The 11,218-nt window shown below is 41.3% G+C and carries 11 protein-coding genes; 4 read left to right on the forward strand and 7 right to left on the reverse strand.

Annotated elements, in window-relative coordinates; genetic code table 11:
• Positions 1–2 precede the first annotated feature (2 nt).
• The 4 genes from Q0H92_RS11005 to cysS are packed head-to-tail and all read right to left on the reverse strand — an operon-like array spanning position 3 to position 4,536.
• Positions 3–1,712, reverse strand: a complete 1,710-nt coding sequence (locus Q0H92_RS11005; RefSeq protein WP_296014982.1) for a transglutaminase domain-containing protein — start codon at positions 1,710–1,712, stop codon at positions 3–5.
• A gap of 1 nt (position 1,713) precedes the next feature.
• Complete coding sequence (locus Q0H92_RS11010) at positions 1,714–2,430, reverse strand: hypothetical protein (RefSeq protein WP_296014986.1); 717 nt, start codon at positions 2,428–2,430, stop codon at positions 1,714–1,716.
• On the reverse strand, positions 2,414–2,968 hold the full coding sequence (locus Q0H92_RS11015) for a sigma-70 family RNA polymerase sigma factor (protein WP_296014989.1): 555 nt from the start codon (positions 2,966–2,968) through the stop codon (positions 2,414–2,416). Before Q0H92_RS11015 ends, Q0H92_RS11010 begins: the two co-directional genes overlap by 17 nt.
• A 35-nt stretch (positions 2,969–3,003) precedes the next feature.
• Positions 3,004–4,536 carry a cysteine--tRNA ligase gene (gene cysS / locus Q0H92_RS11020; protein ID WP_296014994.1) on the reverse strand — a complete coding sequence of 511 codons (1,533 nt, stop codon included), beginning with the start codon at positions 4,534–4,536 and terminating at the stop codon, positions 3,004–3,006.
• Between the two features lie 94 nt (positions 4,537–4,630).
• Between cysS and murB the strand changes: the two genes are divergently transcribed.
• From murB to Q0H92_RS11040, 4 genes are read left to right on the forward strand one after another with little or no spacing between them, the layout of a single operon-like run.
• Positions 4,631–5,590, forward strand: coding sequence for a UDP-N-acetylmuramate dehydrogenase (gene murB, locus Q0H92_RS11025; RefSeq protein ID WP_296014996.1), 960 nt, complete (start codon positions 4,631–4,633; stop codon positions 5,588–5,590).
• A 14-nt stretch (positions 5,591–5,604) separates the two neighbouring features.
• On the forward strand, positions 5,605–6,798 hold the full coding sequence (locus Q0H92_RS11030; protein ID WP_296014997.1) for a cyclic nucleotide-binding domain-containing protein: 1,194 nt from the start codon (positions 5,605–5,607) through the stop codon (positions 6,796–6,798).
• Positions 6,788–7,333 carry a hypothetical protein gene (locus Q0H92_RS11035; protein ID WP_296015002.1) on the forward strand — a complete coding sequence of 182 codons (546 nt, stop codon included), beginning with the start codon at positions 6,788–6,790 and terminating at the stop codon, positions 7,331–7,333. Before Q0H92_RS11030 ends, Q0H92_RS11035 begins: the two co-directional genes overlap by 11 nt.
• Before the next feature lie 3 nt (positions 7,334–7,336).
• Positions 7,337–7,789, forward strand: coding sequence for a DUF192 domain-containing protein (locus Q0H92_RS11040; protein ID WP_296015004.1), 453 nt, complete (start codon positions 7,337–7,339; stop codon positions 7,787–7,789).
• Positions 7,790–7,795: 6 nt separating this feature from the next.
• Here the strand turns inward: Q0H92_RS11040 and Q0H92_RS11045 are convergent, their stop codons facing one another.
• The 3 genes from Q0H92_RS11045 to Q0H92_RS11055 form a co-directional block, all read right to left on the reverse strand.
• Positions 7,796–8,950, reverse strand: coding sequence for a tetratricopeptide repeat protein (locus tag Q0H92_RS11045; RefSeq protein ID WP_296015006.1), 1,155 nt, complete (start codon positions 8,948–8,950; stop codon positions 7,796–7,798).
• Between the two features lie 17 nt (positions 8,951–8,967).
• Positions 8,968–9,870, reverse strand: a complete 903-nt coding sequence (locus Q0H92_RS11050; RefSeq protein WP_296015012.1) for a PilZ domain-containing protein — start codon at positions 9,868–9,870, stop codon at positions 8,968–8,970.
• Positions 9,871–10,056: 186 nt separating this feature from the next.
• On the reverse strand, positions 10,057–10,800 hold the full coding sequence (locus tag Q0H92_RS11055; RefSeq protein WP_296015015.1) for an SUMF1/EgtB/PvdO family nonheme iron enzyme: 744 nt from the start codon (positions 10,798–10,800) through the stop codon (positions 10,057–10,059).
• Positions 10,801–11,218: the final 418 nt, after the last annotated feature.

Below are 11,218 nucleotides of genomic sequence, written 5' to 3' on the forward strand. Positions count from 1 at the left end.
TTTTAGTAAATTCCTTGAATAACAGGATTGTTCCATAAAGAACTGTAGCTTGAAGTTTTGTCTCCAGCTTCTTCCCATAAAGATTGTAAAGCATAAGTGCGCGGTCTGTAAACAATTTTGCTGTTTAAAGACGACTGCTTTATCTGATGCCAGCCTCTGCTGAACGCGATATGCTGATTGTCAAGATTTCCGAAGTAAAATTCTTTTGGATCAGATATTTCAATAAATGAAGAAAATGGAAGTCCGGCTCCAAGCGAAACGTCAACAGGCAGCCAGCCGTATCCTTCAAAATAAATTTCTGTCCACCAATGCGGCGTTACATTCGATTTGTCCTGCGCAAGAATTCCCGCCACTGGAACTGAAGGAATTCCAGCCGCTCTGCACAAAGCCGTGTAAAGAATTGCAAAGTCGTAAGCGTCGCCTTTTTTTCTGCGGATTAAATCAAGCGGTGAAATATTTCCAGTGCGGATTTTTTCAGAAACTTCATAATTTTCCGTCATAAAATCGTAAATAAGTTTTGCCTGCCTGTACGGATTTTTTTCGCGTCCGACAATTGTTTCAAGAAGCGAAGAAACTGCTTTTGAGTCCGACGGAACACAGGCATCCGCGGAAGTATTTTTTGTGTACAAAATTCCGCCTTTGTCTTTGTATTGCCCCAAATTTCTTGGATTGAAATTTCCTTTTATTCCGAAAGTGCTCACAATAAAAGTCTGGCTGAATCTTTGCTTGTTGTTTGTGATTTTGTTCAGCTGCTTGTTGTGGATTATGTCAAAAGTGTCGTCAATTATAAACGGCTCAGGATAAACTTCATTCAGCTCGACAAAAGGCTGGAACGAAGAAACCGCGGGCTTTGGAATGTAAAGCAAAATCGAGCTTTCTTGAGAAGCAACGTGATTTGAAATATCGGCGGCAATCTGAATTACGTAAGTTCTTCTGTTTGAATATTGTTTTTTTCCGTAGGGAAAATTTACATTGATTTTTTTTGCCGCGCTTGTTCCGTGCGGAGTTTCTATAAAAATCGAACCGCTTGAAGCTCCGTCTGGAATTTTCACAGAAATTTCAGAATCTGTCCAGGCGATGTAGTCAAAGTCAGTTTCGCTTGCCGGAATAAAAATATTGTTTTTGTCCTGATTTTCATTTTGCTCTGAGCTGTGCAAAGATGAAGTTTCGTCCCGGTTCGCGGTAAAATAAATTTTTGATTTTCCTTTTGAAGGTCCGAAATTTGTACCGCGGATTGTTATTGTCTGCCCGGTAACTGCGTTTTCTGCGGAAATTGATGCGATTACAGGAACTGAAGTTACAGGCGATGTGATTGCCGCGACTGGAATTCCGTTTTCATTTGCAAAAAATGCCGGCTCAGATTTTCCTGCGGAAGTTCCTACGATTACAAGTCCGTCCTGCGCATTTGATGGAATTATAAATTTGATTTTTTTGTCCGACCAAAGCGAATATCCGCTTGCAGTGATTTTTGAGCCTGCGATTTCTACGCTTGAAGTTCCTCTTGAATCTCCAAAGCCGCTGCCTTCTATTGTCATTTCATCGCCCGGCGAGCCAATCATCGGAGTTATTGAATCTATCACCGGCTTGCGTTTTACATTGCGTCCTAAAATTCCCAAAATGAAAATTGCGGAAGCAACAACAATTATCCAGCTTATCGTTCTTGCCAGCGGAGAACTTCTAAGGAGATTCGCATAAGATTTTAAAATTGCCAATTCATTTTCCTGAGTTTAAATTTGAAAAAGGGTAGGAAACATGAAATGCAAATCCGTTGTTTCTGTCCTGTTGCTCTGAATTTTCGCCCTGCGGACAAAAAACATCGTAGTTCTTTAACGAAGGAATGACTGCGATTTTCTTGAAATTCGAACCGCCGATTATTAGAACAGGAACTGCCGAAACTGAATTTGAAGAAACTGGCAACGTGTAAAAGTTTTTGTCTGAATTGTCGGAAGCCAAAATCGAATTCAAAACTGAAACATCGATATTTCCGTCGGAGCTAACCTGATTTGCCGTTGACGAAATTGAAGTGCGCGCTACAGGCTGAAATGCGGAAACTTGTCCTTCAAACGGATTTCCTTTTTTTGCGCCTGGAACAACAAATGCAAAAACTGCCGCCGCCGCAATTCCAGCTGCGAAATATTTTATGCCGCTGCTTGGCTTTGGAAATTTAAATGTGTTTTTTCCTGCCTGAGTAACTTTTTTGTAGGAAAGCCGTGCTTCAAGCCTTTGAAAACTAGAATCCAAATCTTCCTTTGAAAAATGAAAGGCCTCTTTGTCTTCAGCAAAGACCGAATTAATCGCGAGGAATTTTTTTAGCTTGGCGGAGCATTTGGGGCAGGAATTTACGTGCGCTTCATATTCTGCAACATAATTCTTAGGAAGTTCTCCGTCCGCATAGATAGAATGAATGTCATCTTCAGGACAAGTAAACATCTTCTTCTCCTATCAGTTTTAGTAATTGTGCCTTTGCCCGGAAAACCCGCACCTTTACATTCCCCTCTGTGATTCCGAGCTGGCGGCCAATCTCCTTGTAGTTCATATCGGCATATTCTTTTAGAATAAGCACTTCTTTTAAATTGCCAGGAAGCTTGTTTAAGGCTTCGAGCGCAATTTTTTTTGCTTCCTTTTTTAAAAGTTCAGTTTCGCCGCTTTCCATTTGCTGACGGCCTTCATAAAGCGCCTTGTGGTAAGCGTTCGCCTCTCTGACTTTCCGTTTTGCATAATTCAGCGAAGCGTTTTTTACAACTCTAATTAGCCAGAAAACTGCGTCATTTATAGAAGGAAAAACCATTGCTTTTTCGTTTGCCTTTATAAATGAGTCGTGAACCAAATCTTCGGCGGCTTCTTCATCTTCTACAATTTTAAACGAAACTTTGAACAAAAGTTCCATTGCAGAGTCGTATAATTTTCTAAAGTCTTTTGAATCCGCGCAATTTATCGAGCCTGATTCACTTTTATTAAAAGAAAACACAATAAGTCCTGTTTAGTTACATTTTTTTCTGCTTTTTAAGAACGCTTCCAAACTGCTCCATTTGGCGTGTCTGTTATGACGATTCCGCGCGCTGAAAGCAAATTGCGGATTTCATCGGCTCTTGCAAAATTCTTTGCTTTTTTCGCTTCAACTCTTTCTGCAACAAGCGCGTCAATTTCCTGTGCTTCCGGGTCTCCTGAATGGTCTGGAACAGAAGCTTTCTGCTCTTTTTCCTGTTCAGCAAGAAATTCCGCGGCAGATTTTACAAGATTCAAGCCAATTACGCTGTCCATTCTGCGCACAAGTTCAAGTGATTCTTCAGGCTTTAAAGAGCCGTCTTTAACTGCTTTTTGAATGCAGCTCAATGCGACTGGAGTTGAAAGGTCGTTTTCCAAAGCGGCCTGGAATTTTTCCATGTATTCTTTTGCTTTTTCAGACAGATTTTCAGTTTTTGAAGCTTCGCCTTTTGCATATATTTTGGAACAGTTCAGAGAATCTGCGCCGCCTGCATTTTGAGCAAGCCGGGCAACACGCTGAACAAGAGCGGCCCTTGAATTTTTTGCTGAATCCATTGCGTCCCAGCTGAAATAAATTTGCTTGCGGTAATGTCCTCCCAGAAGGAAAAATCTGTAGTCGAGCGGATCGTAGCCATTGTCTGTTAATGACTGAAGCGTCAAAAAGTTACCGTGGGATTTTGACATTTTTTCAGCCTGACCAGATTCTGCGGCTTTTTTGTCTTTTGCAATTACAAGGAATTCATTGTGAAGCCAGTAGTTCACCCATTTGTGGCCGGTTGCGCCTTCTGACTGGGCGATTTCATTTGTGTGGTGAATCGGGATGTGGTCGATTCCGCCTGTATGGATGTCAAAATGCTCGCCGAGGTATTTCATGCTCATTGCGGAACATTCAATGTGCCAGCCCGGATAGCCTCTTCCCCAAGGTGAATCCCAAGTTAGGGCCTGATTTTCAAATTTTGATTTTGTGAACCAAAGTACAAAGTCATAAGGATTGCGCTTGTTCTGGTCAACTTCGATTCTTGCTCCGGCTTTTAAATCGTCAAGGTTCAGGTTGGCGAGCTTTCCGTAGTCTGGATAAGTCGTAACGTCGTAGTAGAGGTTTCCGCCGGACATATAGGTGTGTCCGTTCGCTTCGATTCTCTTGATAAGCTCAATCATGTCCTGGACGTGCTCAGTTGCCTTGCAGACGACATCCGGCCTGATTATGTTCAGTCTGTCGATGTCCTTGAAAAATGCGTCCGTGTAGAATTTGGCAACTTCAAGAACCGACTGGTGGCGTTCCTGAGCCGTCTTGAGCATTTTATCCTCGCCCTCGTCTGCGTCTCCGGTAAGATGCCCGATGTCTGTTATGTTCATCACGTGCTTTTTGTCGTATCCGAGGAAAGTGAGTGTGCGGTCAAGCGTGTCAAGAAAAACGTAGGCGCGGAGATTTCCGATGTGCGCGTAGTTGTAGACGGTCGGTCCGCATCCGTAAAATCCCACAAAACCTTCGTGAATCGGAACAAATTCTTCTATCTTGCGGCCCATTGTGTTGTACAGTCTCAACGCCATTTTTTTCCTCCATTGAAAAATCTTATGCGCATTATATTAAGTGCCTGATTTTCACTATCGATTTTTTTATTTTTTTTCTATAAAATGAAATGCAATGACTAACAGAATACGCAAAATAGTTGAAAATATCAAGAACTTGTACAAAGGGCGGCTTTTGCCTGACGAACCGATGAGCCTTCACACAACAATGAAAGTCGGCGGAAATGCTGAGCTTTTTGCTGAGCCGGAAGATGTTTTTTCACTTGCGCTTGTTATTTCAGAATGCAAGAAAAATTCCGTGGATTTTTTTATTCTTGGCGGCGGAAGCAATTTGATTGTAAGCGATGAAGGATTTTGCGGCGTTATTATTTCAATGAATGCGTTTTCTTCTATTAAATTTGAAAACGGGATTGTAGTTTGCGGTTCTGGAGTTGAAACCAATCGCGCCGTGGAATTTTTTGCGGAAAATGGAATTTCCGGAATGGAATCTTTTGCGGGGCTTCCCGGAACTTGCGGCGGAGCTTGCTACATGAATGCCCGGTGCTATTCAAACGATATAAGCTCAAGAATTGAATTTGTTGAATATCTTGACTTGGAAAATTTTGATGAAAATTCCTATAAATTTCTTGAGAAACATATAAAAATGTATCATAATAACAACGATTGTGCGCAGTGGGCTTATAAACATTCGCCGTTTATGGAAAAATCCGCTGTTATAACAAAAGTTGCCTTTAAAGCGGAAAAATGTCAGCCTGAAAAAGTTTTTGAGCTTAGAGCTGCGTGCGAAAGCTTTATAAAAGACAGAGAGCAAAAAGGACATTTTAAAGCTCCAAGTTCTGGAAGTGTTTTTAAAAATAACCGGGATTTTGGAGAGCCGAGCGGAAAACTTATTGATGAAGCCGGCTTGAAAGGTGCAAAAATCGGAGGGGCGCAAATAGCTCCCTGGCATGGAAATATAATTATCAACGCAGGAAACGCAACTTCCTCCGATATAAAAAAACTTGTTCAGCTTGCGCAAGAAAAAGTGAAAGAGCGGACTGGTTTTATGCTGGAATGTGAAGTTGTTTTTGTTTAGAAGGTGGTTCGAAATTGCTTCAGCTTTCATTTGTGAATTTTAAGCAGAACTCATATATCCTTGTTGAAGGAACTTCTGCAAATGACAGATTTTTTATTATCCAAAGCGGAAGGGTAAAGTGCTTTAATGAGGTTGCAATTCCAGGAGCGGCTCCTGAAGTTTTAGGTCCGGGTGACTTTATTGGGGTTGTTTCCTGTATGTCCGGGCATGGGCAGACTAAAAATGTTGTCGCATTGACTCCTGTTGTTGCAATCATGGTTCATAAAAGCCAGTATCCAGAGCTGATTATGAAAAACACGCCAGTTGCTATGAAAATTGTGCGTTCTTTTGCCCGCGACATGAGAATTGTAAATGACCAGCTTACAAAACTTACGCTCAAAAATATTATTTTGGATTCTCCGGAGTCACTTTTTTCTATAGCGGAATATTACGAAAAATCAGGTCATTACAATATAGCTTTGTACGGATATTATCAGTATTTAAAGCAGTGCCCGACTGGAATCAACATTGAAAATGCCAAGCGAAAATTTATTGCTTTGCGACAAAGAGCAAAAGCTGCTTACTTGGAGCCGTCGAATGAAACTTTCCGAGAGTATCCTGCCGACTCAATGATTTTTTCTGAATGCCAGAAAGGCGCGGATATGTTTATAATTCAGGAAGGCTCTGTAAGAATTGCAAAAGTTGTAGACGGAAACGAAGTTACTCTTGCGCTTTTAAAGAAAGGCGATATGTTTGGTGAAATGGCGCTGCTAGAAAACAAGCCGCGTTCTGCAAGTGCGATTGCCCACGAGCCTTGCCGACTTATGGTTGTGAACATGGCGAACTTTAATCAGATGGTAACAACCCAGCCGCAGATGATTTCAAAACTTACGATGATGTTTGCTGAACGACTTTGGGCAATGCATCGTCAGCTTGCAAATACTCAGCTCGGCGATTTGAGAGAAAAACTTATCGACATGATTTCGCTTCAGATTGAAAAGCAAAAAGTTCCTTTGGTGAAGGGCAGCGTTTACCATTCCGGGCTTTCTTTGACGGATGTGTTTAAGCTTTGCGCAATTCCGCGTGAACAGCAAGGTGAAGCTTGCCGGCAGATTCAGTATGACCAGAACATAAAAATTGTTGGCGGAAAAATTGATGTGCCTGACGTTGAGGAGCTTATAAAACAAGCCGCGTTCTATAGAAAACAGAGTTCAAAACATGCGAATTAAAATTTTTTTTATCTGGCTTTTTGCATTGCTTTTGACTTTTCCTTTTTTTGCCGAAGATTCGCTTCCTTTTGGCTACCGCGGAATCCAGCTTGGAATGTCTGTGGATCAGGTAAAAGAGGCTTTGAAAAAAGATTTGAATTTTGGCTACCGTGGCGACAGAGACGTTTCGCTTTTGCCTGGAGAAAACAGAACTTTAATAGAAACCGACACTTCAAAAAATGCTCCGTATTCGTTTCTTGACCGCTGCTGGTTTCAGTTTTACGAAGACAAACTTTACACAATTACACTGAACTTGCGCCGCTCGAAAATTGACCATTATTCTGTTTTTTCTTCATTAACTGAAAAATATGGGAATCCGTCTTCGCTTAATCCTGAAAAATCCGAATGGAAGGACGACAACGTGATTATGTCGCTGGAACGTCCGCTGACTTTAAAATATACTGACAGGAAAATTTTTGAGGAGCTACAGTCAAAGGCTCTTGTAAATAAAAGCGCGGAAGAAATGGCGCGGGATGAATTTCTTGAAGGACTTTGATTTATGAGAAAATTTAAGTTTTTTGCGATTTTTGCAGTTTGTGCTTTTGTTCCTGTTTTTGTTTCGTGTCAGAATAAAAAATTTAATCTTCCTGTAAAAGAAATTGAAATCTTGACTTCCGCAGGAAATTCCGTTTTTGTAAAAGCCGAGATTGCCCAAAAAGAAGAAGAGCGCAATTACGGATTTATGAACCGCAAGAATATTCCAGAAGGAACCGGAATGCTTTTTGTTTTTGAAAAAGATCAGGTTTTAAGTTTCTGGATGAAAAACACGCCGCATCCACTTTCAATTGCGTACATTGACAGAACTGGAGCAATTCAAAATATTTTTGACATGACGCCTTTTAGTCTTGCGCCTGTAAAAAGCACTCGTTCTGTACGATATGCTTTGGAAGTTCCGCAGGGCTGGTTTGAAAAAGCCGGAATAAAAACTGGCGATAAAGTTGCTGTGGATTAAAGTGTGCTAAATCTCAGCGTCTAGCTTTGCTATTTGCGCGGCGGCAATTTTGTCATCCGGGTCGATTTCAAGGACAACTTCAAAATATTTTCTTGCTTCTTCATTCTGATTCATTTTTAGGCACAGGCAGCCTAGGTTGCTTATAATTTTTGTGTTTTCTGAATCCATTGAAAGCGCGTCTACCAAAGTTTCTTTTGCTTCTTTTAGCTCGCCTGTTTCCATCTGGCAGATTGCAAGCTCGTTTAATGTGTCCGCGTTTTCGTCTCCGCCTTCGCATTCTCTTGCTTTTAGAAATGCCTGCTTTGCGTCTTCAAAACGTCCAAGCCGCCTGAGTCCCCAGCCAAGCAAAAACCATGCGTTCCAGACAACAGGATTGTCTCTTATGAATTTTCGGATTTCCTCAAGTCCTTTTTCTTCCTGACCTTCAGAAATCAGTTTGTATGCGTCGCGGAATCTGTCGTTTTCCAAATTGCGGTTTGAAATTTTATTGATGATTTCCTGAGCGCGTTCTTTTTTGTAAATTCCGTTTTCACCAAGCTCTTCGTCTTTTGCATCTGCGACAAGTCCAAGGTAGCTTTCAAAGCAGCCTTTCGCTTCGCCGTAGTCGCGTTTTTTCAAGTAAAAAAAGCCTGCGTTAAAATATGCGTCTGGAATTTCTTCGTCGCTGTCCATTGCTTGCTTGTAGTAGTCAAGCGCGGCTTCATCGTAGGCATCTGCGTCTTCGTTCAGGGAATTGCGCCGGTAGCTGTCCGCTTTTTGGTCAAAGAAAATCGCCATGTTCAGAATTATCGCCTTGTCTTGCGGGTCAATTCCGTTTACAGCCAGCCAAATTTCTTCTGCCAAATCCCAGTCTTCGTTGCGGGCTTTTAGTATTGCGGCTTCTGCCAGCTCCTTTTTTATTCCGGGGCGGACATCTGTAATCAGTTTGCGGTAATATTCTGAATTTTCATTTTTTTTATCGTAAGCAAGAACTGTTAAAATGCCAGAAAGAATCTGCTCTTCTGAAAGTTTTGCCGCGTCTTGCTCAACTGGATCTTCCGGATTTTTTTTCTGAACAGGCAGTGGAATTTCAGGGTCGATTTTCATTGCCTTTGGGGAAAGCACCGAACCTTCCGGCAGCTTTATAAAATAGATAGAATCCAGTGAATTTGTAGAAACCATTTTTTTCCTTGTAAAAATTATGTTGCTGAATTTTCCGGCTGAACAGGAGCTGCGGGCTTTTGCTCTTCCGCAGGCTGAATATCTTCGAGTTCTCCGGCTGTGAATTTATTGTCCAGCTCTTTGCGCTTGGTGTTTGCAATGTATTTGTTTATGTGGACTTTATACGCAAGGCTTATGGAATCTTCCGCAAATTTTATGCTTGCTGAAATAATGTCTTTTCTGCCTTCTATAAAATCTGTCCGAACGATAATTCCGCGGATTGAAATTGTTTCGTGAGGATCTTCAAATTCAAGCTGAATAAGAGCTTCTTTGTTTATAAGGAATTTTGCAAGCCCAAGCAGAACGACTTTTGCGCCTCCAAATGACAAGTCCTGCAAAATGCAATGGCGCGGAACATTTTGTATGTAAATTACAATTTCCTTTTTCTGAAGCCCGAGCTTGCGCATTGATTCCTGAGTTATGAGAATACGCTCTTCTTTTCTTCTTGCCGCGTTGGAATTAGCATCAAGAATGTTGCCAATCATCAGAATCAAGTCGTCCGGCGGCCTTTGCGTGTACTGAATCGTAATAATAGAAAGATCCGTGCTGTTCATGTACGGTTCGATTAAGCAGACTTTCGCCGTAACAAAAAAACTCATCAGCTGACCGTCTGGCTGGTAAAAGCAAAATCTTAAGCTTACTGGCGGCGCGGATTTGTTTGAAAGCACTGCATAGGCTCCGCTTTTAGTTCCGAGGATTATTTTTGCCTGATTGAATGACGTTGAATTTATAATACAAGGCCATTGAAGTCCGCTGCATTTTATATAAACCTGACGCGGATCCATTTTTAGAGTATGTATTATTTCCTTTGAAAAGGTGATTTCTGTGTCTTTGTAATTTTCGTAATAGCGATTGATAACCTGAGCTGTAACGATTGCCATACATCAATAATAACTCATAATTCTTCTTTCAACAATAGAAAATATTAAAAAAATGTTATGAAAGAGGAATGCCCATACCTTAATCATAATGAAGCGCATGCTGCTTAGTTTTTACTTTTTTGAAGCCTGCCAAAAATACAGCATATTATTACGGGTATTTAGGCAGACTCGTTGTTCTTTTTTTTTTTATTTAGATTTGACAACGCGGAAGCCTATGTCTATGAATCTTTTTGTGGGCTCGAACCAATTCTTATGATCCACCTCGTAGTATACGTCGTTACCTCCATAGTTGAGGCTGCCACCGCAGATATAGCGAAGCATGCCACTCATGTAGTATTCTCCGGTAATAGCGATGTCCCAGCACCACTCCCATACGTTGCCGGTCATGTCATACAGACCATAGCCGTTAGGTGCTTTTTGTGCTACAGGATGCGTTCTCTCTTCGTCGATCCAGGCTACGTCATTCAGATTGTCGCTGCCGCCGTACTTGAATTCCTGTCCTCCTTTTGCCGCATATTGCCATTCTTCTAGTGTTGGCAGGCGGTAGCCGTTGGCTGTTGTGTCGCAGTTAAGGTTTCTGTTGTAATGAACCCACTCGCCGTCTTCAATTTCCCATTTATCAGCGTCTGTGTCGCCCCGATATGAGTAGCACGGTTTTAAGTTTTCCTTTTTGCTCAGTTTATTGCAGAACATAACAGCCTCCATCCAGTGAAGACTTTCCACAGGAAGGTTCTTTTCTCCATAGAACTTGCTTGGATTGTATCCCATTACAGATTCGAAAAGCTCCTGCGTAACTTCTGTTGCAAGAATAGAAAAATTCTGTCCAGGAACTGCAATCATCAAATCTCTTGCCTTGTAGTTTCCCTTTTCAAGAACTTTCTGTACGTCAACCTCCGCACGAAATATAGAGCGGAACTGTAAGCATAGCAAATGCGCAAAACAGCTTTGCAAAAAAAAGTCCGCTCTTGCGGCCGCCACCCAAAATAAAACATTTTTTCAAGCTCTTCATTTTTTTTTCTACCTCAAAGATGAAATTATAAATTGTTTTGAGAGAATTTGATTCTTCTCTCCCTGTAATATAAATACTTTTTTTTAATAGGTCAAATTTCGAATCAGCACAGAAGTGGTTCTTTCCGTTTTGTTCATCTGTTGCAAAACTCGAATTTTGACCTATTATTGAGTTTCTTCTATACAAATGAGAATTTTAAAGCCAAAATTTTCACGCACTAAGTGTATACACTTAGTGCGGTTGACACAACCGCACTAATCCGATTATTACGGCTCGTGAGCCGGTGAAAATATGAAGCGAAGCGGAATATTTTCACAGATAACCACCCGCTATGCGGGT

This window comes from uncultured Treponema sp. (genome assembly GCF_934725225.1).
GTDB lineage: Bacteria > Spirochaetota > Spirochaetia > Treponematales > Treponemataceae > Treponema_D.

Excerpts from the sequence above, each read along its gene's own strand:
- Q0H92_RS11050 (WP_296015012.1), bottom strand. The coding sequence starts at position 9,870 with ATGGCAATCGTTACAGCTCAGGTTATCAATCGCTATTACGAAAATTAC.
- Q0H92_RS11040 (WP_296015004.1), top strand. The coding sequence starts at position 7,337 with ATGAGAAAATTTAAGTTTTTTGCGATTTTTGCAGTTTGTGCTTTTGTT.
- cysS (WP_296014994.1), bottom strand. The coding sequence starts at position 4,536 with ATGGCGTTGAGACTGTACAACACAATGGGCCGCAAGATAGAAGAATTT.
- murB (WP_296014996.1), top strand. The coding sequence starts at position 4,631 with ATGACTAACAGAATACGCAAAATAGTTGAAAATATCAAGAACTTGTAC.
- Q0H92_RS11010 (WP_296014986.1), bottom strand. The coding sequence starts at position 2,430 with ATGTTTACTTGTCCTGAAGATGACATTCATTCTATCTATGCGGACGGA.
- Q0H92_RS11035 (WP_296015002.1), top strand. The coding sequence starts at position 6,788 with ATGCGAATTAAAATTTTTTTTATCTGGCTTTTTGCATTGCTTTTGACT.
- Q0H92_RS11045 (WP_296015006.1), bottom strand. The coding sequence starts at position 8,950 with ATGGTTTCTACAAATTCACTGGATTCTATCTATTTTATAAAGCTGCCG.